At 38.7% G+C, this 24267-nt stretch carries 23 protein-coding genes and 1 other RNA gene; 10 read left to right on the plus strand and 14 right to left on the minus strand.

What is annotated here, in order from left to right:
* Positions 1 to 86 precede the first annotated feature (86 nt).
* Complete coding sequence (locus FFM59_RS05640; protein WP_225420300.1) at positions 87 to 467, minus strand: EbsA family protein; 381 nt, start codon at positions 465 to 467, stop codon at positions 87 to 89.
* Between the two features lie 34 nt (positions 468 to 501).
* Here FFM59_RS05640 and FFM59_RS05645 point away from each other — a divergent pair, with 34 nt between their 5' ends.
* Positions 502 to 900 (plus strand): ribonuclease HI family protein, encoded by a 399-nt coding sequence (locus FFM59_RS05645; RefSeq protein WP_137602080.1) that lies wholly within the window; start codon positions 502 to 504, stop codon positions 898 to 900.
* Here FFM59_RS05645 and FFM59_RS05650 read toward each other — a convergent pair.
* The 6 genes from FFM59_RS05650 to FFM59_RS05675 all read right to left on the minus strand — a co-directional run bounded on the left by FFM59_RS05650 (position 882) and on the right by FFM59_RS05675 (position 5423).
* Complete coding sequence (locus tag FFM59_RS05650; protein WP_137602081.1) at positions 882 to 1982, minus strand: NAD(P)/FAD-dependent oxidoreductase; 1101 nt, start codon at positions 1980 to 1982, stop codon at positions 882 to 884. The two genes, FFM59_RS05645 and FFM59_RS05650, sit on opposite strands and share 19 nt — an antisense overlap.
* 131 nt (positions 1983 to 2113) lie before the next feature.
* Positions 2114 to 2713 carry a nitroreductase family protein gene (locus FFM59_RS05655; RefSeq protein WP_137602082.1) on the minus strand — a complete coding sequence of 200 codons (600 nt, stop codon included), beginning with the start codon at positions 2711 to 2713 and terminating at the stop codon, positions 2114 to 2116.
* Between the two features lie 91 nt (positions 2714 to 2804).
* Entirely contained in the window at positions 2805 to 3935 is a 1131-nt protein-coding gene (locus FFM59_RS05660; protein ID WP_137602083.1) for a THUMP domain-containing class I SAM-dependent RNA methyltransferase, read from the minus strand.
* An 82-nt stretch (positions 3936 to 4017) separates the two neighbouring features.
* Positions 4018 to 4389, minus strand: an RNA gene (rnpB, locus tag FFM59_RS05665) — RNase P RNA component class B.
* Positions 4390 to 4402: 13 nt separating this feature from the next.
* Complete coding sequence (gene gpsB / locus FFM59_RS05670) at positions 4403 to 4780, minus strand: cell division regulator GpsB (RefSeq protein WP_137602084.1); 378 nt, start codon at positions 4778 to 4780, stop codon at positions 4403 to 4405.
* A gap of 70 nt (positions 4781 to 4850) precedes the next feature.
* On the minus strand, positions 4851 to 5423 hold the full coding sequence (locus FFM59_RS05675) for an SLOG family protein (protein ID WP_137602085.1): 573 nt from the start codon (positions 5421 to 5423) through the stop codon (positions 4851 to 4853).
* 80 nt (positions 5424 to 5503) lie between these two features.
* Between FFM59_RS05675 and recU the strand changes: the two genes are divergently transcribed.
* Complete coding sequence (gene recU, locus FFM59_RS05680; protein WP_137602086.1) at positions 5504 to 6112, plus strand: Holliday junction resolvase RecU; 609 nt, start codon at positions 5504 to 5506, stop codon at positions 6110 to 6112.
* Between the two features lie 11 nt (positions 6113 to 6123).
* Complete coding sequence (locus tag FFM59_RS05685; protein ID WP_137602087.1) at positions 6124 to 8397, plus strand: PBP1A family penicillin-binding protein; 2274 nt, start codon at positions 6124 to 6126, stop codon at positions 8395 to 8397.
* 58 nt (positions 8398 to 8455) lie between these two features.
* Here FFM59_RS05685 and FFM59_RS05690 read toward each other — a convergent pair whose 3' ends face one another.
* From FFM59_RS05690 to FFM59_RS05700, 3 genes are read right to left on the minus strand one after another with little or no spacing between them, the layout of a single operon-like run.
* Positions 8456 to 9169 carry a DnaD domain-containing protein gene (locus FFM59_RS05690; protein WP_137602088.1) on the minus strand — a complete coding sequence of 238 codons (714 nt, stop codon included), beginning with the start codon at positions 9167 to 9169 and terminating at the stop codon, positions 8456 to 8458.
* A 24-nt stretch (positions 9170 to 9193) separates the two neighbouring features.
* Positions 9194 to 9694 carry a cell wall elongation regulator TseB-like domain-containing protein gene (locus FFM59_RS05695; protein ID WP_137602089.1) on the minus strand — a complete coding sequence of 167 codons (501 nt, stop codon included), beginning with the start codon at positions 9692 to 9694 and terminating at the stop codon, positions 9194 to 9196.
* 58 nt (positions 9695 to 9752) lie between these two features.
* Positions 9753 to 12566, minus strand: a complete 2814-nt coding sequence (locus tag FFM59_RS05700; RefSeq protein WP_225420301.1) for a helicase C-terminal domain-containing protein — start codon at positions 12564 to 12566, stop codon at positions 9753 to 9755.
* 174 nt (positions 12567 to 12740) lie between these two features.
* Between FFM59_RS05700 and mvk the strand changes: the two genes are divergently transcribed.
* The 4 genes from mvk to fni are packed head-to-tail and all read left to right on the plus strand — an operon-like array spanning position 12741 to position 16818.
* A complete protein-coding gene (gene mvk, locus FFM59_RS05705) occupies positions 12741 to 13694 on the plus strand; it encodes a mevalonate kinase (RefSeq protein ID WP_137602091.1) in 954 nt (317 codons plus the stop codon).
* Positions 13695 to 13698: 4 nt separating this feature from the next.
* Positions 13699 to 14667, plus strand: coding sequence for a diphosphomevalonate decarboxylase (mvaD, locus tag FFM59_RS05710; RefSeq protein ID WP_137602101.1), 969 nt, complete (start codon positions 13699 to 13701; stop codon positions 14665 to 14667).
* 26 nt (positions 14668 to 14693) lie between these two features.
* On the plus strand, positions 14694 to 15764 hold the full coding sequence (locus FFM59_RS05715) for a phosphomevalonate kinase (RefSeq protein ID WP_137602092.1): 1071 nt from the start codon (positions 14694 to 14696) through the stop codon (positions 15762 to 15764).
* A gap of 22 nt (positions 15765 to 15786) precedes the next feature.
* Positions 15787 to 16818, plus strand: a complete 1032-nt coding sequence (gene fni, locus FFM59_RS05720; protein WP_137602093.1) for a type 2 isopentenyl-diphosphate Delta-isomerase — start codon at positions 15787 to 15789, stop codon at positions 16816 to 16818.
* 27 nt (positions 16819 to 16845) lie between these two features.
* Here the strand turns inward: fni and FFM59_RS05725 are convergent, their stop codons facing one another.
* Entirely contained in the window at positions 16846 to 18201 is a 1356-nt protein-coding gene (locus FFM59_RS05725; protein WP_137602094.1) for an RsmF rRNA methyltransferase first C-terminal domain-containing protein, read from the minus strand.
* Between the two features lie 162 nt (positions 18202 to 18363).
* On the opposite strand from FFM59_RS05725, the gene FFM59_RS05730 reads away from it, so the two are divergent.
* Positions 18364 to 19176, plus strand: coding sequence for a Cof-type HAD-IIB family hydrolase (locus tag FFM59_RS05730; protein ID WP_137602095.1), 813 nt, complete (start codon positions 18364 to 18366; stop codon positions 19174 to 19176).
* 69 nt (positions 19177 to 19245) lie between these two features.
* Here the strand turns inward: FFM59_RS05730 and glpK are convergent, their stop codons facing one another.
* The 3 genes from glpK to thmT form a co-directional block, all read right to left on the minus strand.
* Positions 19246 to 20751 (minus strand): glycerol kinase GlpK, encoded by a 1506-nt coding sequence (gene glpK / locus FFM59_RS05735; protein WP_137602096.1) that lies wholly within the window; start codon positions 20749 to 20751, stop codon positions 19246 to 19248.
* Between the two features lie 26 nt (positions 20752 to 20777).
* Positions 20778 to 22085 (minus strand): diaminopimelate decarboxylase, encoded by a 1308-nt coding sequence (gene lysA / locus FFM59_RS05740; protein WP_137602097.1) that lies wholly within the window; start codon positions 22083 to 22085, stop codon positions 20778 to 20780.
* Positions 22086 to 22169: 84 nt separating this feature from the next.
* On the minus strand, positions 22170 to 22355 hold the full coding sequence (gene thmT / locus FFM59_RS05745; RefSeq protein ID WP_137602098.1) for a 2-hydroxymuconate tautomerase: 186 nt from the start codon (positions 22353 to 22355) through the stop codon (positions 22170 to 22172).
* Positions 22356 to 22493: 138 nt separating this feature from the next.
* Between thmT and FFM59_RS05750 the strand changes: the two genes are divergently transcribed.
* The gene (locus FFM59_RS05750) at positions 22494 to 23906 is read left to right on the plus strand and encodes a C69 family dipeptidase (RefSeq protein ID WP_137602099.1); all 1413 of its coding nucleotides are present in this window, start codon (positions 22494 to 22496) and stop codon (positions 23904 to 23906) included.
* A gap of 16 nt (positions 23907 to 23922) precedes the next feature.
* Complete coding sequence (locus tag FFM59_RS05755) at positions 23923 to 24177, plus strand: zinc ribbon domain-containing protein (RefSeq protein ID WP_137602100.1); 255 nt, start codon at positions 23923 to 23925, stop codon at positions 24175 to 24177.
* Positions 24178 to 24267: the final 90 nt, after the last annotated feature.

Raw genomic sequence — 24267 nt, forward strand, 5'->3', positions numbered from 1 at the left:
ATCATTTTTAGCTCTTACCACCTCTTAAGTTTGGACATTGGTAAAATTAATCTATTGACTTAATACCACATGTCTTAGAATTCCATTTATTTGTCAGCTAAAATTTCTTTAATCGCGGCTAATGAATGTGGTGTAAAAGTAAAATAGAAAGTTTGTCCACCAGCTGTGAATTGCAACGTTGAATTGGTGAAACGTAATTGTTCTAAGTTGCTTTTCGGAATTGTTAAGTAGTTGGCTTGAAGCATTCTACTAAAAACTAATTTGTCCGGCGTAATTTTTAACGTTCGACGAAAGATTTGAAGTACTGTTAATGCAATAAAAATTAGAAACAGTACGGCTGTAATCCATTGAAAGTGTGTGATTTCAAGCCACATAATGATTCCGAGCAATAATATCATCGTCGTCCATGACCAGATAATGATGGTATTTACCAGATTAGGCTGGTAAAAAAATTTTTCTTCTTGCATAATTACATAAAACTCCCTTCAAGAGGTAATCATAATGATTAAAATTTATACTGATGGTGCAACAATTGGGAATCCTGGGCCAACTGGACTTGGTGCATTGATTGTTGAAGAACAACACCAAATCCAATTAAAACAAGCTTATCCAACTCAAGTGACCAATCATGAAGCAGAATTTTTAGCTGCTATTTTCGGTTTTCAATATTTGATTGATCATCATAAAAATCCAGATTCTATTTTATTTTATACCGACAGCCGCTTATTAAGCGATGCAATTGGCAAAAATTACACCAAACATTACGAAAATTTATTAGTTGAACTCAATCAATTAATTGACTCATTCAATTTAGTAGTTACGCAATGGATCCCTGACAAATCCAATCACGGTGCGCATGAATTAGCGCTCCAAGCGTTACATCAAATTTCGGATAAATAATTACTGATTGGCTTAGTGTAGCCATCAAAGCCTGTTCCTGACATGATATCGTCAGCAACTAGTTTCCCGGAGATTGGTCCAGTAGTTAAGCCTGATGAACCAAGCCCATTTGCAATCCAAACATTATCAAATCCGGGGATGGTGCCCATAAACGGCGCAAAGTCTGCAGTATAGGGTCTCGTCCCCACTCGTACTTCGGTAATCATATTGGCAATATGGCCAGCGAGCTTCGGCATGGTAACTTCGGCATTTTGAACTAAGCCATTAATTTCTGGTTGGGTCGCTCTTAAGTCAAAGCCAGCATCGTTTTCATGTGTAGCTGCAACTAAGACTTGGTGATTACCAATTGGAATTAACTCAGACAAGCTTTCTGCCATGACAATTGGCATATTATCATCAGCTTGAATTAAGTTACTCTGTAGTTCAATCAGTTGTCCTTTTTGTGGGGTGATTTTTAACTCAAAACCAAATGGTGAAACTAATTCTTTGGCAAACGCTCCAGCAGCAATGACAATTGAGTCATAATGTTCTTGATTGACTAATACTTCATGATTTTTAACTGTAATATTGGCTTTTTCATTTCTGATGGTTAAATTTGAAGCGGTTTCTAACTGGGCAATTAAATGTTTGCCGTCAACACGAGCCCCACCACTGACAAATAGTCCTGGTTTGGCCCAGTCGGATAAATAAGGCATTCGATCGACGATTGTCTGTTTATCCCATTTTTCAATGACTTCCATTTCAGGTGCTGTTTTGATTCTTGCTTGTGCTAAACGACTTAAATCATCGAGTGACTCTGGTTTGTTACGATTAACAAACACGCCAACTTTAGAAAATGCTTGTGTGTCTAAGTTGGCATCTTGAGCTAATTGCCTGTACAATGCGGCACCGTGATGTGCTAACTGATACCATTGCTTGTTACGACGTTTAGATAGCCAAGGTGCAATAATTCCGGCAGCTGCCGAAGTTGCTTGCCCCGTCTTTTCATCAAAGACAGTAATGTCAAAATCTTCTGCTTTACTTAAGTAAAACGCGGCGGATGCACCAACAATCCCGCCACCAATAATTGCAATTTTATTCATGGAAGCCTCCTAGTTAAATTACAATAACAATTATACCAAATTTCGAGGCATTGAGGTTGATTATTACTTCTAATTTCATACAAAAAAGCTCAAGATTTGATAATCTTGAGCTTTTTGCCAAAAAACGTACTTTATTTAAGAACCTTGAAACGATCTGCATCGTCCATAAAGTCTTTGTCGCCAGCTGGTGCTTCAATTGAACCAAATGGCATTTCTGAACGCAAGTGCCAGTTAGCAGGAACACCAAAGGCATCTTGAACAGCTTTGTCAATCAATGGATTGTAATGTTGGTTACTTGCACCAATCTTGTTTTCAGCTAAAACAGTCCAGATGTTTTGTGTTGCTAAACCAATTCCTTGTTCTGCAAAATCATCGAAATTGTCAGCGTACAATGGGAAGTTTTCTTTAAGATCTGCAACGGCATCTGTATCAGTGAACAATAAAACAGTTCCGAAAGCAGCTTTGAAGCTGTTAACTTTTTCTTCAGTGCTAGCAAAGCTTTCAGCAGGAACAATTTTACGTAAAGTTTCCATTACGATGTCCCAGACTTTGTCATGTGAATCGCCAAATGCGATGACTGCACGAGTTGTTTGGCTGTTAAAAGCAGTTGGTGCTTGACGAACGGCTTCTTTAATTACTGAAGCAACTTCGTCTTCAGACGCGTTAACGTTCTTTCCTAAAGCGTAGATTGAACGACGTTGAGTAGCTAATTTAAGTGTTTCTGTTTGCATATTTAATGCCTCCGTTGATTAATATTATTTAACAGTAATCAATATAACACACTTACTTTTTGTAAGTAAAGTATTTTAGCTACTTTTTTTATTAACGCTCTTTTTTGCCCCAATATTGAAATAGGTCTGTCCGAAGCGAACCATTATATAACTTACGTTTCTTAGTGGCCCGAGCACCATAAAATTGTTCAAATTCTAGGTCGCTGGTCAAAATATATTTGCTCCAGGTTTTCATTGGACGGTAAACTTCGCCCATTTCTTTGTACAATTGACGAACAGTTTCTTCGTCCCCTAATCGTTCACCATATGGAGGATTAGCGACCAGAACACCATTGATTAGGTCGGTATGCCAATCTTTGGCGGCCATAGTTTCGAAATGAATATCAGCGGCTAAACCGGCTTCTTGAGCATTTACTTTAGCGATTTCAATCATTTTAGGATCAATATCGTAACCAAAAATTTGTAGTGGTGTGTCGTAGTCGGCTTTGCTATCAGCTTCTGCTCGTAGTTCGTCAGACATGCCCTCAGGCGTTAGTGACCAATCTTCACACACAAAATTACGATTGAATCCAGGGGCGATGTTACGACCAATTAGCGCTGCTTCAATGGGAATAGTCCCTGAACCGCAAACTGGATCAACAAATGGATTGTCACTAAACCAATGCGCTAATAAAACTAACGCAGCTGCCATATTTTCTTTGAGGGGTGCGCCACCTTTATCAACCCGATAACCACGTTTAAATAAACTACTACCGGTCGTATCGAGAGTAATCATCACGTGATCTTTGTTAATCATGACTTCTAGTGGATATAAAGCACCGGTTTCAGGAAGTGCAGTGCGTCGATGATAAACTGAATTCATTTTTTCGACGATGGCTTTTTTGGTAATTGCTTGCGCGCTAGGCACATTATGCAATTGTGAATTACGTGAGCGTCCTTCTACAGGAAACTCTGCATCGATTGGCAGTAACTCGTCCCAAGGTAATGCTTTGACCCCTTCGAATAATTCATCAAACGTGACTGCATCAAATTCACCGACCACTATTTTGATACGGTCAGCGGTACGCAACCATAAATTAGTATTCAGAATATCTTTAATGGTCCCTTGAAATCTCACTCGACCGTTTTCACCTTGTGTTTTGTAACCCAAATCTTTTAATTCTTTACTAACTAATGCTTCGATACCCGCTGCAGCAGTCGCCATTAAATTGAATTGTTCCATGTTGTACCTCTTTTTTTATTTTATCGTTTCAATTATACAAAAAAACTCGAATGGAAGTCCATTCGAGTTCCTGAATGTAAATTTCTGTAAGCCATGTTATGTCGAAGTACAATTTTCAGGCTCAATTGTACAGTGGCAATCATCTATCTCGAGACATTGCTGTCTCCCCCCACAATCAGTTCAGTTCCTTATGTGAAGCTCCCCTACCAAAGTTTGGGTTTCCCGCTCGAGGGGTTTACCGCGTTCCATCAATACCGTTTCCAATATTGCTTCGTCACTGTGGCACTTTCAGAGTTACTCAAGCATAGCCGAAGCCTTAGCCATTTTACTCGCCGTAACCATTGCTGGTCCCCCGGCTTATTTTTTCACCGAGCACGAACACTACAAGCATCTCAGCCTGTGCGAGCATGGACTTTCCTCAACTGACATAAGTCAGCCGCAATCACCCGAAATTTACAAATGTGATATTAAATTAAATGTGAATCAGATTGACCATTGTCTAATTGTGAACCAAAAACGCGACGTTCAAGATTAGATAGTCGTTTCAAAATATCCATGTTAGTGGCATTTGAAACTGGTTGCTCAGTTGTATTAGTAGTGGCAGCAGCTGGCCGTGGCGCGCTAACTGTACCAACTTCAACTTGGCGATTTAATTCGTCAACCTTTGCACGTAAACGTTCGTTTTCGTCGTTTAAACGTGTAATTTCTTTTGAATACGTATCATAGTCTTTGATAACGTCATCTAAGAATGCATCGACATCAGCGGGATCATATGCTGAGCCCATTCGTTTTTCTTTGAATTCTTTAGTTAGGATATCTTTTTGGCTAAAAATAATATTATCCAATGTGTCACACCTCAATCTTATTCAATATATATTTAAATATACCAGAAAGTATGCAGAATTAAAACATAAATCATTCATCTTCGTAATTTTCTAAGTTTTTCTTCTCAGAAAATTCAATTGCATATTCTTGCAATTGATCAAAATCAATCAAAGTAATTGGATATGGATGTTGATTCGCAAATTGTTGGGCTGACAGATAATCGTACTTACTTTTGCCCTCGTGTTCCTCATCATAGACAAATAATGCCTCATCGGTGTGGGACAGCATGAATGCTTGAAAATTTTTCAACTGCGATGGATTTGTATATGGTTGATCACTGACCTGATCAGAAAAATCAACTTGTTTCATTAAATCTGCTAATTTCATTTTATTGGTTTCGTTCCATTGGTTACCGAATTCGGCAAATGGTCGCATAATTGCCACTTTCAATTCTGGGTAATCTTCTTTTGCCTGGAGTGCCACTTCAGCACCCCATTGTTCGACTCCCAATTGCGGACCAGTGATGATCCATTCGACGCCATTATCAATTTTTTGGTTGATGGCATCTTGTAAAGCAAATTTAATAATTTCAATTTTGGGATCCTTATCACCAAAGACACCTAGCTCATAGCTGCGATATCCGGATATCCATAAACGGCTCATATAGCTAACTCCTTCAAAAAAGATGAATATTCTTGTATAAATTTGTTATAATATTGTGAATACAGGAAGGTGAATGATAAATGCCTATCAACTATCCAAATGGTAATCAGTATAACATTAAAAATAAATCTTCGAAATCGATTGTTAGAACCGTTAATTACGCTAAACGTGGTATGACACTGGAAGAAGAAATTAATGAAAGCAACGCTTATTATGCTGCTCGCGGACAGGCCGTAATTCATAAAAAGCCAACTCCCGTCCAGTTAGTTAAAGTCGATTATCCCAAAAGAAGTGCGGCAGTGATTAAGGAAGCTTATTTCAAAACACCGTCGACTACCGACTATAATGGTGTCTATAAAGGTTATTACTTGGACTTTGATTCTAAAGAAACTAAGAATAAAACCTCGTTTCCGTTGTATAATTTTCATGAGCATCAAATTAACCACTTAAAAGCTTGCCTGAAGCAAGGCGGAATTTGTTTTGCATTTCTGAAGTTTACAAGTTTGAATCAGATTTACCTTTTACCAGCTTCAAAGCTATTTGAATATTGGGACCATCAAGATAGCGGTCGAAAGTCAATTAAATTGGCTGATATTAAAAAGTTTGGTTATTCACTCAGTTACCAATTTAATCCAGTGATTCCCTATTTAGATGCTGTAGATAAAATGATTGAAAATTCAATTCACTAAAGGAGTTACATATGTCAGACAATCAGACACCATCGCGATCATCGCGACGAGAACAATATTCTAACAATCACAAGAGCCCCAAAGGCCCGAAGTCACTTATCAAAAAGATTCTTCTTTGGGGAGCTAGTGCTGTTGGAATTTTAATTTTGCTTGGTGCAGTTTTGTTCTTTTACTGGGCCTCAAGTGCACCAGAAATTACCCAAAGTTCATTAGAGAGTCAAAATGCGACTAAAATTTATGATTCTGATAATAACGTGATTTCACAATTAGGCGTCCAAAAACGTGAGTACGTTAAGAGTAGTGCTATACCTTCAAAACTTTCTGAAGCGGTTGTTTCTATTGAAGATCGTCGCTTCTATAAACATCATGGAGTTGATCCAGTTCGGATTGTTGGGGCTGCCTTCTCTAATATCACCGGTTCTTCTTCAGGATTACAAGGTGGTAGTACCTTAACTCAACAATTAGTTAAATTATCAGTTTTCTCAACCAAATCATCTGACCAAACCTTTAAGCGAAAAGCACAAGAAGCTTGGTTAGCCTTAAATGTTGAACGCCATTTTTCAAAGAAACAAATTCTAGAATATTACATTAATAAAGTTTACATGGGTAATGGTGTTTACGGGATGCAAACCGGTGCCCAATATTATTACGGTAAAGATTTGAAAGATTTAACTATCGCCCAATATGCGATGTTAGCCGGAATCCCACAATCACCAACCTATTACAATCCAATTAATAATCCAAAGGTTTCAACAACTCGACGCAACGAAGTCTTGGAAGCCATGGCTCGAAGTAACTACATTACTAGTAGTCAAGCTAAAGCCGCTGAAAAAACTAGCGTTCAGGATGGGCTAGATTCAAGCCACGGAGATACTGCGAGTGCTGATTCAAGCACGAATAAGTCTAAAGTAGTGGATTCCTACTTGAAGCAAGTCGTTAGTCAATTGAAATCTGAGGGTTATGATCCTTATAATGACAGCCTTGAAGTTCATACTAATTTGAATATGGGCGCTCAACAAAATCTTTACGATATTGTTAATAATGGAACCATCACCTTCCAAAGCTCAGACATGCAAGTTGGTGTTGCCGTTACTAGTCCTAAGAATGGTAAAATTCTTGCCATGTTAGGTGGTCGTAAAACTGGGAACGTTACATTCGGATTGAATCGTGCGGTCCAAACTGATCGCAGTTCCGGATCAACTTCGAAACCAATTATGGATTATGGTCCTGCCATTGAAGACCTTAACTACCCTACTTATCGAACAGTGAAGGATTTACCATTTACGTATCCAGGTACAACGAAGAAAGCTTATGATTTTGATCGCGAATATCAAGGCAGTATCACGATGAGAAGTGCCTTAGTTCAATCACGTAATATCCCTGCTCTTCGTACTTTACAAGACGTTGGAATTACAAAAGCTACTAAGTTCCTGACTAAATTGGGAATTACTTCTAAAACAGATTATGAATTACAAAATGGGATTGGTCTTTATATCTCTCCACTCCAGGAAGCAGCTGCGTATGCCGCCTTTGCAAATGGAGGAACGTATTACAAGCCTTACTATATTAGCTCTATCACTACTAAGAGTGGTGAAACCCATAAGTATAGTGCTCAAGGTGAAAAAGCAATGAAGTCTTCAACAGCATTTATGATTACAGATATGCTGAAAGATGTTATTGATAGTAGTTCAGGAACTGGTACTACTGCTGCCCTTTCTGGTGTACATCAAGCTGGTAAAACTGGTACGACTGAATATCCTACCGGCACGACATCAAGTTCTGGCGTTATGGATTCTTGGTTCACCGGCTACACTAAGAAATATTCAATTTCAGTATGGACTGGGTATGATAAACAGTATGAAACTGGTCATGCCGTAACAAGTACCTATGAAAAAGTAGCTGCTCGAGTTTATAGTAACGAAATGAGTTACTTGGAAGACGAAAATTCAAGTTCTGATTGGACAGCACCAAGTTCAGTTACCAAGGTGACTAAAAACGGTAATACTGAATACGAAGTTACTGGTGCAAGTTGGAGTTCTACTGGTGTCAGTGATACTTATGCTGAGAACAATAGTTCGTCTGGCTCATCATCAAGTAGCTCGTCAGTTATTACTTCAAGTTCAACTACTTCATCTAGTGAAGCTAAACAAGAATCAGAAACGGCAAGTAGCAGTTCAAATAATGCTAACAGCGTTGGCCAAGGAACCGGTGGTAACGGTGGCAATAATGACACTGAAACATCTTCAACATCTTCAACATCTTCCTCAACCGCTACAACCCCATAAATGATCAAAAAAATAAGAGTTACGATATCAGAAATGGTATCGTAGCTCTTTTTTTTGACTATTCATCTTGTTGAGAAATTTTATAGATTGGTATTTTGGGCTTCGGAGTTTTAGATTTGGTTTCCCCTTTGGCCTTTTGTTTTGCTTCAAAGCGATTAGCTTGCAGTTGTTCAACTTGCTGAACCGTACGAATATTTTGCCGATCCCAACTGCTGAGAATTCGGTCCATATATTTTAAGCTCCACGCTTGGTTCATCACAGCTTCTTGCAAAGCCTGAGTAATTAAATTCATCGAGTAGTTTTCTTCATCAATCCATTTGGCCACCACTTCCATTTCCATGGGTGTTAAAGGTCGACCAAATTCTACTTCAATCTTGTTAAAAACTTGTTCTCGTTGATTCTCAACTTCAGCACGAGTTTGTTTGGTAACTTCTGCTTGTTCCAGGCCTAGAACCCGGAGAATCAAATTATCAAAGCTATATGACTCGCTTTGCTTACCATATGCGTCTGTAGTGGTATCATGCGTCATTAATTTTTGTTGGATCATTTCATGCATAATTTCATAGATTTGGGCCGGTTCACTCCCTAGATGTTCCGCTATTAAGTTGATATCCGGAGAAACAATCCCCTTGTCTAAATAAGACTTTAATTCCAGATAAACCATAAATTGAGTCGTCGACATTCCCAGCTTGCGATAATCATGCAAGATCAAGTCATTAACGACCGTTTGTCCGGCTGAAAGCCATTTGTGCGCATTACTTGCTTTGTCCATTCACTGCGCCTCCTACTAGCATTGTTAAATATTAACAATTTTTTGCAAATCTTTGCCATTCTTATAATCTAAAAGTTCATAGCAGAGTTGACCCTGTTTATTGGTATAGGTAATTTCCCATACTGGCTCGCCCTTGAAAATACCCAAAGCGATTTTTAGCACTTTTTTAGGATTACGTTTATCCCAAATTTGTGTCAGTGCGGCGTTTTTAGAGATTCCCGCGCTTTGTTTCAGTACTTTGACGACTTTCCCCTTTGAATTGGTAATGACGAAAATGCCCTTATTCTTACTGTTTTTGCCAGCAATTGAATAATAAGTTTTTTCGCGATTATAGGTAAAAAAGTCACCGGGGTCCTTAAGATTAGCTTTTGATTTTGCAATCGAGATAGTCGTTTGCTTGGCTTGATTCTTGGGATGATTAGCAATTGCTAAAACTGCCCAAATCGCTAAAAAGACGACGATAATTGCGACGATTGTGATGCGAATGGGATGGAAACGTGATTTTTGTCTGCTGCGGCTTTGCATTAAGTGCAATCCCCTTTTTTAGATGATTTGTAATTATAGCAGAAATTACATGATTTGGTTATTGATTATGTTTAAAGAATTTGGCGGATTTAGTCAGCAAATCTTCAGTGGTTAAAGCTTCTATCGGCATATTCTGTGGGAAAGTTTTTAAAATCGTTTGACCATAACGACGATCAACCAAACGCTTGTCTAAAATGACCGCAACTCCTCGATCATCCTCAGTCCGAATTAAGCGTCCAATCCCTTGGCGTAAGCGTAATGTTGCTTTAGGTAGCGATGAATTGTAAAACGGATTTTTGCCATTTTTTTGTAACCACTCATTTTCTGCCCGGGTCACAATTGCATCGGGAAAATCAAACGGTAAGCGTGTGACAATTAACAATTCAAGTTGTTCGTTAGGCAAATCAATGCCCTCCCAAAAACTAGAAGCACCTAGTAGGATTGCATTTGAACTGGTGCTAAATTGCTTTAACAATTTATCGCGGTTCCCAGTAATGCCCTGCGCGAGAATTTCACGACCGGCAAATAAATCGGTACCGCGTAATTTACTATACACTTGTTCAATTGTTAATAGTGAATTAAATAAGACCATCGTTTGGCGGCTATTATCTTTTGTCAGCTGGTAGATGGTATTGCAGAGATAATCTAGGTATTCCTGATAGTGTTGGTTTGAAATTTCGGGTGCATCTTTTGCAATGTACATTTTGCTGTGTTTAGCAAAATCAAATGGTGATTCAATCCGTTTGATTTTTGTATCTTTATAATTTATATCGAGTTGATCGTAAATGAATTGTGAGCGACTGGATGAAAATAACGTAGCCCCAGTAAAAATCGGTTTCTTAAAGTAAGGATAAACATTTTTGGATAAGAATTGATTCGTAGTCAAAAGTCCCCCACTCAAGCGCATCGAACTTTGATCCATTGATTGGCGAATGGTGAGCCAAAAAACAGACGATGAGGTTTGATTTGTCAAAATTTCAATGAATTCTAATAAGCGTTCATGAATATTGGAAATACTCGATAATTGACTTTCAAATTGACCCATTAAGAAACGATCACTAATCATCCAGCGTTCGGCACTGCGAGTAAATAGATTGTCTAAGGCAACGAAGTGTTCATTCAAATCTCCAACAATTTTGGTGTAATTTTTGACTAGTTTGTCTTCTGGATTCAGCAGTTGCTTTAACTGACGACTGTCAATTGGTTGTTCAATAATGGAATGCGCTTCGTCAGCGACCACATTTAACATGAAACCGCGATATAAGACTTGTTCAAATTGTTTAACGGAATCAGATAAACTCATCAAATCATTCTGAATAGCCCGAATATAGTAATCACCATTCGGTAAGTCAGTAAATATCGATGCTAAGTTACGATCATGACCATCGTTCACTAATCCCCGTAGGATATTTAGTATAGTACTAAACGATTGAAAATCTATTTCGTGACGGGATTGCCGTAAAATGTTTTCACTGAGATGTTGTGCCTCATCAACAACTAAGTAAGGAGTGTTTAAATTAGTGCCGAGTTCTTCAGCGTGTTGTGCTAAATAGGAATGATTAGTAATAATCACATCAGCATCAAGCATCGCTTTTTGTCGACGAACCAGAAAATCGTCATTATAAAAGACACTATCTTTATCTAAGCCATCAATCCCCTGATGCCGGATTTCATTAAAGTAGGTGGAATTGTAATTAACCAAATTCAACTCATCCAAATCACCGGTGTTCGTTTCTAATAGCCAAATTAAGATGCGAGCTTTTAATAATTGAATTGGCGTTGACTCCCCCATCGCGCTCAACGAACGGTAAAAGCGAGTAATATCAACATAATGTGAGTTACCTTTGAGGACAACACTCGAAATTTTGAAAGGTAGAATGCTATTTAATTGAGTCACGGCAATATCAGCCATTTGTCGCTGCTGAATATTAGTAGCGGTACTAACAATGATTTTGTCATTTGGATAGCTTAAATAAGCTAAGGGCAACATATAGCCCAATGTTTTACCGATACCCGTACCGGCCTCAATCAAAATATTATGGGATTCTTCATGAACGAAATTGTTATAAATCATATTCATCATTTTGGCTTGGCCACCACGATAAATTAATTTACCACCAAATAGCTTTTCTTTGGACTGTTTAGAATTGGGATATTTCTTTTTCTTTAAGTTTCCGTTGCGGACTACCTTTTTTGTGCGCGTTAGGACTAAATTATTCTTAATATATAAATTATTGGGTAATTTAAAGTTGTTTTTTTCACGATTAGCTAGTTCGGACTTAAAGACTTCGTTTGTATCAAACGGTAAGCCTAAATTAAGCTTAACCAACGTTTGCAAAGTGAGCGTGGGTAATTGTTGAATTCGTTGTAATAAATGAATCAATAATTGTCCGGTTGCCTCTGCGTCGGAGTCGGCGCTATGTGGTGCGTCATGCTTGATGGTTAAATAGCTGGTTAGATCCCGTAATCTAAAACCAGGCGCGGTGGGAAATAGAATTTGACTGAGGGTGACTGTATCTATGGCTGAAATTTCTAAACTTGGATAACCGGCCCGTTCAAATTCTGCATTTAGAAATGGGAAATCAAAACTGACATTATGGGCCACAAAAATAGTCCCAGATAGTAAACTAAATAAAGTCCCCGCGACGTCATCAAAATAAGGAGCATTTTTAACATCATCACTGGAAATACCAGTTAATTGTTCAATCATTGGCGGAATCGATTTTTGTGGATTGATTGACGTGTTAAATTGGTTGACTATTTTGTTGTTCGAGATGAGCACGCATCCAATTTGAATGATTCGATCCCCGTTTTTGACACTGGTCCCAGTGGTCTCTAAATCAACAATTGAATATATCGGTTGCTTATCCATAATTTTCTCCGTATCACCTATCATTTAATCTATTGTCTATCATACTATTTCTATGGAAAGTTTACCACGGCCATTTATTGAAGAATTTCTTATCTTTTACTGTAAAAAATCGTTGAAACAGGTATAATTGTATTTGGTTTTCAAAGTTCGGATAAATAGAAAGTAGGTTATGACGTGATTCAAACAGGACTAGGTAACAGTCATGCCAAAATAATTTTAATGGGTGAACATAGTGTCGTTTATGGTGAACCAGCCATTGCGATGCCCATTTCAGAAATCAAATGTAGTGTCACCATGAAAAGTACAACCGATGGACAACAGACTCTTGATAGTCGCTACTTCAGTGGTCAAATTAATGATTTACCAACTGATATGACAGGAATTGCACAAGTCATTAACATATTAGAACAACGGTTTTACGGACAGGACGACACCTGGCACATGAAAATTACGAGTATGCTCCCTGCTGAGCGTGGAATGGGTTCATCTGCCGCCACCACCATTGCCTTAATTCGTTGCTTTTATGACTATTACCAAGCCACACTCACAGAAGATGAATTACTTAAATTAGCCGATTTAGAAGAGCATATTACCCATAATAATCCGAGTGGCTTGGACGCGGCAACGGTTAGTTCTTCGCACCCTATCTGGTTTATTCGAGATCAGGTAATTGAACCTTTTGAAATGAAGATGAATGCCACGTTGGTAATTGCCGATACTGGCATTCGCGGTAAAACTAAAGAAGCCATTGCCTTAGTTAAAACTCAATTACGTGATCAACCACAAGCCACCCAGTCAGTCATTCATCAACTTGGTGAGTTAACGGTGCAAGCTGCGACTTGTTTAAAAAATAACCAGTCACTGGAGTTGGGTCAGCTTTTTAATCAGGCACAGACACTTTTGGCTGACCTGGGACTAAGTCATTCAGAAATTGACAAATTAATTAAGGTGGCAAAAGTTAATGGTGCGTTAGGCGCTAAATTTACCGGCGGTGGCCGCGGTGGTTGTATCATCGCGATTGCCAAGAATCAAACTGACGCCAAATTAATTTCAGATAAATTAATTGATGCCGGTGCAACAGCCACTTGGGTGCAACCATTAAATACAATTGGAGTAAATCATGACTAATTTTATTGCGACAGCGAAAGCTCATACGAATATCGCTTTAGTTAAATATTGGGGCAAACGTGATAATCAATTAATTCTCCCCTGGACCGACAGTTTATCACTGACTTTGAATGAATTTTATACAACGACTACGGTAAAATTTGATTCAGAACTATCCCAAGATGAATTTACGATTGATCAAATGCCTGTCGATGAAAAAAATTTTATGAAGTTGACGCATTTTATGGATATTGCGCGTGAAAAAATTGAGTTGACCCAATTCGCTCATGTGGATTCAATCAACCATGTACCGATTTCTGCAGGTTTGGCCTCATCCTCGTCCGCCTTTGCTGCTCTTGCAGGTGCGATTTATGAAGCCAGTGGCAAACCTTATACGATGACCGATGTGTCACGTCTGGCTAGACGTGGATCTGGTTCAGCGACCCGCTCAGTATTTGGTGGTTTAGCACAATGGCACAAAGGTACCGATGATAATGATTCCTTTGCTTCCCCCATTCAAGAAAAATTAGATTTTGGGTTAGAAATGATTGCCATTTTATTAGATACCAAAAAGAAAAAAATTTCGAGTCGTTCGGGGATGCAAAATACTGTGACCACCTCGCCTTTTTATCACGAGTGGTTGTCGGTAGTCGAAAATGATATGCGTGCCATGAAACAAGCCATTGCTGACAAAGATGTTCATCTTATCGGCAAAATTGCAGAATCAAATGCGATGCGTATGCATTCTTTAACGCTTTCTGCTGATCCACATTTCACTTACTTTAATGCGGATAGTCTCCTCGCAATGCAGGAAGTTGAGAAATTGCGTGAAAATGGAGTAGAATGTTTTTATACTATGGATGCCGGCCCTAATGTCAAAGTCATTTACGATCGTCAGGATCGTGATGTAATTCTTGCGAGCCTCGCAAAAGTTTTCGGCCGCAATCAACTGGTTGTTAGTCAACCAGGCCCCGGAATTACATTTATGAAGTAGTCTTATTTTTGAAAGGAACAATTTAATTGATTAAAGCAGCTGCACCTGGAAAATTATATATTGCTGGCGAATACGCCGTTGTTGAAACGGGATTTCCCGCTATCTTAGTCGCATTAAACCAGTTTGTTTTTTGTACCGTTGAAAAAAGTTCAGACGTAGGAAGTATTTTATCTACGCAATATTCAGAAAATTCAATCTATTGGCGTCGTCAAGATGGTCAAATGGTCTTTGACAACCGTGATAACCCTTTTCATTATATCTTATCAGCAATCAAGATTACTGAAGATTATGCCCATGCATTAGGACGTGATTTAAGCGTCTACCACTTGAACGTGGACAGTCAACTCGATAGTGCTGACGGGAAAAAATATGGTCTTGGTTCTTCAGCAGCGGTCACCGTTGCTACGGTCAAAGCTTTGTGTGAATTCTATCAACTGTATGTAACACAAGATGAAATTTTCAAGCTCTCTGCGATTGCACATTTTGAAGTGCAAGGTAATGGTTCATTAGGTGATATTGCGGCCTCGGTTTATGGTGGCTGGATTGCCTATCATTCTTTTGATCGTCAATGGCTGATGGAACAACGCAAAACAACTAGTTTAATCGACTTAATCTCGATGCCTTGGCCAGAACTAAAAATTGAACAACTCAAAGCACCTAAAAATATGACTTTATTAATTGGGTGGACTGGTTCCCCCGCTTCTACTTCCAAGTTAGTTGATAAGGTTTCAATTGCCAAAGCTCGTGAAAGTACCGAATATCAAGATTTTCTTGCTGAAAGTCGTCTTTGTATTCAAAAAATGATTTCTGGTTTTCGCAACGGTGAACTATCAATAATTCAAGAAGAAATTCGTCATAATCGTAGAATTTTACAAAACCTTTCAGTCTTTTCAAGTGTTTCGATTGAAACAGATGTCCTCACAAATCTTTGTGATACTGCGGAAGAATTTGAAGGAGCTGCCAAGACTTCTGGTGCTGGTGGTGGAGATTGTGGAATCGTCGCAATTGATTCGACAAAAGATTTGAAATCATTAATTAACAAATGGGCTGACGCTGAGATTGAACAATTAGATTTATCCGTACATGAAATAAATTAATTCAACACATGAGGTCTCAAACATGGAATCAATCCAATCACATCGCAAGGATGAACATTTATCATTAGCCGAAAAATTTTATTCCACCGTGCATCAAACAGATTCGTTTGACGGAATTAGAATTATTCATAATAGTTTGCCGGAACTTGGCTTGAACGACGCTACTCTTCAAACCACAGTCGCCGGTCTTTCTTTTGTTCACCCCTACTACATTGAAGCAATTACCGGCGGTAGCCAGACGGCAGCTAAGGTTAATTCACAATTTGCCAAATTAGCTGCAAAGCATAACTTGGCTATGGCCGTTGGTTCGGCCAGCATCTTATTGGCCGATGAATCTGCCAAAGATAGTTTTGCGGTAATCAGGCAGCAAAATCCTAATGGTCTTGTTTTTGCCAATGTCAGTGCACATACGACGGTTGAACAAGCTGAATTCATTATTGATTTTATGAAAGCTGATGCATTAGAAGTTCACGTGAATTCAGCTCAAGAAATTGTCATGCCAGAAGGTGAACGTGAATTTTACTGGTTAGAAAATTTGAAACAGCTGAAATCTTCATTGTCAATTCCTGTGATTGTTAAAGAAGTTGGCTTTGGAATGAGTCACGAGACCGTTGAACAATTAGCGCAAATTGGCATTAACAACGTTAATGTGAGCGGCCATGGTGGCACTAATTTTGTAGAAATTGAAAATCGTCGGAACCACCAAAATGATTATTCATACCTCTCCGATTGGGGTCAAACAACCGTTGAGTCATTATTAGATTGTGGGACTGTAACGAACGTTAACTTGTTTGCATCGGGTGGAGTTACTACTCCACTGGATGTCATCAAATGTGGTGTTTTAGGTGCTCAAGCAGTTGGCGTGGCTGGTTATTTCCTCCATATTTTGACGTCACAAGGCTATGATGCTTTGGACCTAACGTTGACTCAGTGGTCAGATGAAGTTCAAAAGCTGCTGTTGCTTTGTGGATCAAAATCATTTGCAGATTTGAAAAATACCCCCTATGTTTTAAACAGTGAATTAATCAATTTTCTTAATCAAAGACAAAAATAGGATTGCCAATTACGGCAATCCTATTTTTTAAACTCGTAATCCTTTTGGATAGAAATTTTTCAGGGTTTTACCCACTAACTTGCTAAAACTGATGGAGTGTCCCTGACAAACTAGTAAATACCAACCTTTGTCTTTTGTTTCCTCAATAGTAATAGTTTCACCATGGATATAGTGATGCCATTGTTCATCGGTGATTTCAATTTTCGCTTTAATATCATCTGGATGAGTTGCTAACGCCAATGAGTGAGCCGGTTCAAAACGGTTTTTCTTAAAAACACCTAATTGCAATCCTGGTCTTACAAATTTTACTTTGGCAATGGAGTTCAATCCAATTGGTAATAAGAATAAGTTGTCACCAAATTTAACTAAATCACCCGTTGGCAATCGTAAGCCAGTTGCGGTGAGAAAATCATTGAATAAACTAGTTTCATCTTTATCCATGGTATTGTATTTAGGTGCTTTTACTTTGATTTCCTCTGGAGCTGGGTCAGCATCTAAGACAAATTTAGCAATAAAATGTCCTTCTCCCTGAAGATGATGTGGGAATAAACGAACAGCTTTTGATAATTCGGGATCGTCATTGGCCCATTGTGGTTGACCTTCATCCATGCCATCGTATTTTTTAATAGGCACCATTGCTAAGTTACCGTACTCTGACAAGAGCCAGGCAGCGATTTGTTCGTCTTCTTCAGGTGCAAAGGTACAGGTTGAATAGATTAAAGTACCACCTGGTTTTAACATTTCAAGAGCTGAAGCCAGAATCTTTTTTTGCCGATTAGCACATTCAGCAGCGTAATCTTCAGTCCAATATTGGATTCCGGCAGGTTCCTTACGAAACATTCCTTCACCAGAACATGGTGCGTCTACAAGAATCCGGTCAAAATATTGTAAGAAATGTGGAGCTAATTTATCTGGGCTTTCATTGGTAACGACAGTGTGCGTTGCACCCCAACGTTCAATATTTTCTGACAAAATTGAAGCTCGTTTGCCAAAGATTTCATTACTGACCAAAATACCATCATTGTTCATTTTATTAATGATATGAGTACTTTTTCCACCAGGTGCTGCACAAAGGTCTAGCACTCTCTCGCCAGGTTGTGCATCAACAACTTCACCCACATACATTGCAGAAGGTTCTTGACTGTACAAGTAACCTGTCACGTGATCCATAGTCTTGCCATCAATTTGTCCATAAAAGCCCGTGTCACAATAGTCTATTCTATCTTTATTTTCAAGATACTCCATAGTAGTTAGTTTCCCGGGTTTGTTGGTATTGATGCGGTATCCACTATAACTAGGGTCATCGAAAGTTGCAAAAAATGCTGGAGCTTCCTCATTGAGTAACTTAGTATACTTTTTAATAAATCCTTCAGGTAATTTCAACTTTGTCTCCATTCTATTACTTATTGTATATAGCAATTAACTACTTGCTATATACAAATAATGCTAATTATAACTACTTTAACGCTCGATTATTGGCTAATTCTACTTAGATATGTTAGATTTAAATAATATAATCTAAAAATATAGGACGGTCATCTAATTATGAATCAACATCTAATTGCCATTGATTTAGATGGTACTACACTTAATAACGACGCACAATTATCAGAAACAACAATTAAAACAATTCAGGCTGCTAGCAAGGCTGGCCACATTGTCAGTATCGTAACAGGACGACCTTATCGAATTTCTCAACGATACTATGACTCATTAGGATTAAAATCTGCCATGGTTAATTTTAACGGGGCTTTAGCCCATATTCCCCACCAAACTTGGCATCAAGAATATCAAAAAAATTTGAATCGTGAGATTGCACTCGATTTACTGACTCATAAAGATGAATTAGGGATCGACACCATGACTGCCGAAAACAAATTACATCTCTGGGCTAATCAACAGAGTAACATCATGGCTGACTTCTTCCCTACTAAGTTAACGCCAAAAGAAATTCTCAATAGTAATAATCTAACCTCGGATCCCACTGCGTTAACTGTTGAATACCATCCAGGTGAAAAAGACAAACTGATCAAGAATATCACTAATAAGTATGGTTCTGACGTTGATATTCGCGTCTGGGGCGGACCTCATAACATTCTTGAAGTTGTGTCTAAAGGTATTCAAAAAGCTATGGGTGTTGCCTACCTTGCCAAAACATACAACATTGATCAGTCAAATGTGATTGCCTTTGGTGATGAAGCTAACGATGCAGAAATGTTGAAATACGCTGGTCGTGGCGTAGCAATGAAGAATGCCATCCCATCAATTGCTGCTGATGCTGATGATCAAACTGAAGATGATAATCAACATGACGGCTTAGCACATTATTTACAAAACTACTTCAAATTAAGCGTTTAAATACAAATGGGTTGAGACAAAACATTGTTTTGTTCTTCAACCCTTTTTTGATGGTAATTTAACAATTATTTATTTTGGATGTGAAAAGTATTGTGCAGCCGAGATTGCACTACGCCAACCCGCATAGATAGTCTCAGCACGTTGACTGTCCATCTGTGCGTTAAACTCATCACCAATCGCACTCAATTGTTTTAATTCTGCCTGATCATGCCAGAATCCAACAGCGAGTCCAGCCAAGAAGGCTACCCCTAGAGCAGTTGTCTCTTCAATTTTCGCTCGATTGATTTTGGTTTGTAAAATATCAGCTTGAAACTGCATTAGGAAGTTATTTCTGGATGCCCCACCATTGACGGTCAAAGCTTTTAAACTTAAACCGGTATCTTGGACCATCGTATCAATGACATCTTTGGTTTGAAATGCGATTGATTCGACGGTGGCTCGAATAATTTGATTCTTGGTAGTTCCACGAGTAAGACCAAACATTGCCCCACGGACATCTTGATCCCAGTATGGCGCACCTAGCCCAGTAAATGCCGGCACCACATAAACACCATTTGTTGTTTCAGCATCAACCGCAGCTTGTTCGGAATCAGATGCGTGTTCAACCATCTGCATGCCGTCACGTAACCATTGAATGGCTGAACCGGCTACGAAAATACTACCCTCTAACGCATAATTAACTTGACCGTTTAAACTATACGCAATGGTGGTGAGCAAACCATTGTCAGAAATCGTTGGTTCATTTCCCGTGTTCATCACAATGAAAGCTCCAGTACCATACGTGTTTTTGACACTGCCTTTTTCAAATGCAGCCTGTCCAAAGAGTGCAGCTTGTTGATCACCAGCAATCCCACTAATTGGTATTTCTACCCCGTAAAAATGGTAGTCACCGGTATAGCCGTATATTTCTGATGATGAACGGACTTCTGGCAACATTTGCACTGGAATATTTAGCAATTCCAGAATGTCAGAATCCCATTTCATATCATGAATATTGAACAGCATGGTCCGACTCGCATTGGTCACATCAGTAGCGTGAACTTTGCGCCCGGTTAAATTCCATAGTAACCAGGTATCAATCGTTCCAAACAACAATTCACCTTTTTGTGCACGTTCGTAGGAACCAGGAACATGATCCATAATCCATTTAATTTTGGTAGCAGAAAAATATGAATCAATGATTAAACCTGTTTTTTCATGGATAAAATCTTTGTAACCATCGGCGATTAATTGATCAGCGATTTCACTTGTTTGTTTTGATTGCCAAACGACAGCGTGATAAATAGGTTTGCCTGTGTTTTTATCCCAAATAATTGTCGTTTCACGCTGATTCGTAATTCCAATCGAAGCAATTTTATAAGGCTTAATTTGCGATTGTATCATGACGTCAGCAACTACTTGCTGCACGCCTTCCCAAATCTCAGTTGCGTCATGTTCAACCCAACCTGGTTCGGGAAAGTATTGTTTAAATTCACGTTGTGCTTTAGCTACCACCTGACCTTGATGGTCAAAAATTATGGCTCGTGAACTAGTTGTACCTTGATCAATTGACATTACATATTGTTGATTTGCCAAATTAATTCATCCTTTCAAACAAGAATTTATTCTAGTGGAAGATCTAATTTAATTAGATCCTCTGTAGTTTCTCTATTAACCACTAGCTTTGATTCTCCCTCATCACAAAATACCACAGCTGGTCGTGGATTGCGATTATAATTACTAGCCATTGAATAACCATAGGCTCCTGTATCAAGGACTGCTAGCAAATCACCTGCCGTCGTCGTTGGTAATATTTGGTCCCATGCCAACATATCACCAGATTCACAATATTTACCTGCAACTGAAACTTTATGTGTGGCTGGTTCGTTCATTTTATTGGCGAGCACAGTTTCATATTTGGCTTCGTATAAAGCAGGTCGAATATTGTCACCCATCCCACCATCAACCGCTACGTAATCGCGAACATTTGGAATCGTCTTTTGTGAACCCACTGTATATAAAGAAATTCCAGCTGAACCCACAATTGAACGACCCGGTTCAATCCAAATTTCAGGACATGGAAAATTATTTGTTGCTGATAATTGTTTAACTTCCTCGATAATTGAAGTAATAAAGACTTCGGGTGCTAATGGTTTTTCATCATCAGTATATTGAATCCCAAACCCGCCGCCTAGATTCAGCACCGTCGCCGTGAAATCAAAATCTGCTTGCCAATGAATTAAGAGGTCCATCATCTTTTCTGCTGCGCCAACAAATCCGGCTGTGGCAAAGATTTGAGAACCAATATGACAATGTGCGCCTAGCATCTTCAGATATGGAGCGGCAAGGATTTGTTCTAATGCCTTGTCGGCTTGCCCACTATTTAAGTCAAAGCCAAATTTAGAGTCTTCTTGACCGGTTGAAATATATTCATGCGTATGCGCTGAAATACCAGGAGTAACTCGAATCATGACGTTAATTGATTGTTTACGTTCTTGAGTTAATTGTTTTAATAAATCAAGTTCATAAAAATTGTCGATGATGATACAACCAATTTTTTGATCAAGAGCCATCGTCAATTCTTGAACTGATTTATTATTGCCATGAAATGAAACTTTATCCATTGGGAAGCCGGCCTGTTTAGCAGTATACAATTCACCTTCGGAAACTACGTCACAATGAATATTTTCTTTATTAATCAATTGATACATCGCTAGGATAGAGAAGGCTTTACTAGCGTAACTGATTTGATATTTAACATCTGCTTTTTCAAAAATTGTTTTAAAATGGGTAATTTGATTCCGAATAATGCTTGTATCATAGGCATACAATGGTGTGCCATATTCACTTGCCAACTTGGTTGTATCCACACCACCAATTAAGAGATGCCCGTCGTTGGTTATTTGATGTTCAGTAATTTGAGTACTCAATCCTATTCCTCCAATGATTACATAAAGAAAAAAGGTAGCGGATTGAAATAAATCATCCTGCCACCTTTTCTTTATTTCTTCTGTCTATTGGTCGCTTTTTAAAATTCCACCAACGCTGTAACGATCAGGTTGCATTTCGTCTAAAACAATATGAATTCGTTCTTCAGGAACGTTAACGTTTTTGGCGATTGCAGCGGTAACGTCTTTAACAAGGCCTTTTAGCTGTTCTTGTGAACGGCCTGCGACTAACTCAATGTGTACTAATGGCATTTGATTCACTCCTCTAAATTAGTTAGATACATTATACTTTAAAATTGTGACTTTGCCAATTGAACTCATGTGTTTTGCTTAAATTAATTCACAATATCAGTTACAATGAATTTAATAACGTGCGAAAGGGATTCTAGAATGGAAAATAAATCAAAATATTCAGCATGTACCAGTATATTAATTGGTCGTAAGGCTAGTATCGACGGAACCATCATGATTGGACGAAACGAAGACGCCAAGTCTGCCTGGCCTAAGCATTTTGTCGTCCGTCCCAAAAACTATATTACTAACCATTTTAAATCTACCGATAATGAGTTTGAAATTGATTTGCCGGCTACCAGTGCTAAATACACGGCCACTCCAGAATGGACAGATAAGTTTGGTGTTTTCGAGGAAGATGGGATTAATGAATTCAATGTAGCAATGAGTGCAACTGAAAGTGCCTATTCAAACATTCGTGTTTTAGCTTCTGACCCGCTTGTTGAAGCTGGTATTACAGAAGAAGCGATGGTAACTGTAGTCCTTCCCTTTATTCATTCTGCTCGTGAAGGTGTCCAAAGACTAGGCAAAATTATTGAAGCTCACGGTACCAACGAGTCTAATGGAATCTTGTTTGCGGACAATCAAGAAGCTTGGTACATTGAAACAGTCGGTGGACACTATTGGGCAGCTCAACGTATTCCCGATGATTGTTATGCCGTTGTAGCTAATCAAATTAGTATTCAAGAAATCGATTTTGCTGATTCAGATAATTTCATGACACATCCAAAGCTCCAACAATTTGTAACTGAAAATCAGTTGAATCCATCACCTGGGACTTTCAACTTTAGAAACATTTTCGGTACTCATGATGCGTCAGATGCTGTTTATAATACTCCTCGAGTTTGGTATGGGCACCGGATGTTTAGTGCAAGTCAAATGGATGACGAACAACCTGAATCCGACACGCTACCATTTTTAATGAAACCCGACCAATTATTGTCTATTGACGATGCTCAAAATTACTTGAGTTCTCATTTTCAAGGGACACAATTTGATCCATTGGGTTCGGGTAATAATAGTGATAAACGTAAGTATCGCCCCATCAGTTTGGCTAAAACACAAGAATCACACGTCTTACAGATGAATCGAGAACCCGTTAATCTTCATTGGCTCTCGCTTGGTGTAAGTGCCGAAAGTGTCTACGTGCCATTTTATGCTGAAATCAACGACACTCCTCTCCGCTACCAACGCGGTAAACAACAATACAACGTTAATAGTGAATATTGGAATTACAAATTAGTCGGTGTATTAGTTGATGCACATTTAGACCATTTTTGGAAACCGATGACGGATTTGCAAACACAAATCAATACTCACCTACGTGAAATGCTCAAAAACGCCGATTCTGAGCTTGAAACAAATGCTGACAGCCGAGAAGCTTACTTAACTGATAAATCGACTGAGATGGCAGAATACGCATCTACAGCCTATCGGAACTTTGCCCGTCAGCTAATTACCGAATCAACTGACTTATCACTGCTTAATTTTAAAACTGACGCTAACTTATAATACTAGGAGTTTACACATGAATAAATTTTGTCAAAGCTGTGGGATGCCACTGGGGAAACATCAAGGAACTGAAACGGATGGCACTCTATCAAATGAATATTGTGAAATGTGTTATCGTGATGGTCAATTTATTGAGCCCAACATCACATTTGACCAAATGTTAAAGCGTGGAATTGACGGTTTAAATAATAGTCAACGAAATTTCTTCAGCAAAAAGTTTATGATTTGGGGTTATCCTTATCAATTAAAGAAATTAGCGCGGTGGCGCTAAATTAAATATATCAACAAAAAACTCTCTGAGGATGTCGCTACGCTCCATTCCTCGTAACCATATCAAGAAATAAAACTGCCCTCAAGATTT

The organism is Paucilactobacillus nenjiangensis (genome assembly GCF_005405445.1).
In the GTDB taxonomy this organism is placed as follows: domain Bacteria; phylum Bacillota; class Bacilli; order Lactobacillales; family Lactobacillaceae; genus Paucilactobacillus; species Paucilactobacillus nenjiangensis.

What these genes read in the sequence shown, in the direction of transcription:
- FFM59_RS05755 (WP_137602100.1), top strand. Translation starts at nt 23,923, where the DNA reads ATGAATAAATTTTGTCAAAGCTGTGGGATGCCACTGGGGAAACATCAA.
- fni (WP_137602093.1), top strand. Translation starts at nt 15,787, where the DNA reads ATGGAATCAATCCAATCACATCGCAAGGATGAACATTTATCATTAGCC.
- FFM59_RS05700 (WP_225420301.1), bottom strand. Translation starts at nt 12,566, where the DNA reads ATGGATAAGCAACCGATATATTCAATTGTTGATTTAGAGACCACTGGG.
- FFM59_RS05690 (WP_137602088.1), bottom strand. Translation starts at nt 9,169, where the DNA reads ATGGACAAAGCAAGTAATGCGCACAAATGGCTTTCAGCCGGACAAACG.
- FFM59_RS05750 (WP_137602099.1), top strand. Translation starts at nt 22,494, where the DNA reads ATGGAAAATAAATCAAAATATTCAGCATGTACCAGTATATTAATTGGT.
- FFM59_RS05650 (WP_137602081.1), bottom strand. Translation starts at nt 1,982, where the DNA reads ATGAATAAAATTGCAATTATTGGTGGCGGGATTGTTGGTGCATCCGCC.
- recU (WP_137602086.1), top strand. Translation starts at nt 5,504, where the DNA reads ATGCCTATCAACTATCCAAATGGTAATCAGTATAACATTAAAAATAAA.
- FFM59_RS05695 (WP_137602089.1), bottom strand. Translation starts at nt 9,694, where the DNA reads ATGCAAAGCCGCAGCAGACAAAAATCACGTTTCCATCCCATTCGCATC.
- FFM59_RS05640 (WP_225420300.1), bottom strand. Translation starts at nt 467, where the DNA reads ATGCAAGAAGAAAAATTTTTTTACCAGCCTAATCTGGTAAATACCATC.
- FFM59_RS05655 (WP_137602082.1), bottom strand. Translation starts at nt 2,713, where the DNA reads ATGCAAACAGAAACACTTAAATTAGCTACTCAACGTCGTTCAATCTAC.
- FFM59_RS05730 (WP_137602095.1), top strand. Translation starts at nt 18,364, where the DNA reads ATGAATCAACATCTAATTGCCATTGATTTAGATGGTACTACACTTAAT.
- thmT (WP_137602098.1), bottom strand. Translation starts at nt 22,355, where the DNA reads ATGCCATTAGTACACATTGAGTTAGTCGCAGGCCGTTCACAAGAACAG.
- FFM59_RS05675 (WP_137602085.1), bottom strand. Translation starts at nt 5,423, where the DNA reads ATGAGCCGTTTATGGATATCCGGATATCGCAGCTATGAGCTAGGTGTC.
- FFM59_RS05685 (WP_137602087.1), top strand. Translation starts at nt 6,124, where the DNA reads ATGTCAGACAATCAGACACCATCGCGATCATCGCGACGAGAACAATAT.
- FFM59_RS05645 (WP_137602080.1), top strand. Translation starts at nt 502, where the DNA reads ATGATTAAAATTTATACTGATGGTGCAACAATTGGGAATCCTGGGCCA.
- FFM59_RS05660 (WP_137602083.1), bottom strand. Translation starts at nt 3,935, where the DNA reads ATGGAACAATTCAATTTAATGGCGACTGCTGCAGCGGGTATCGAAGCA.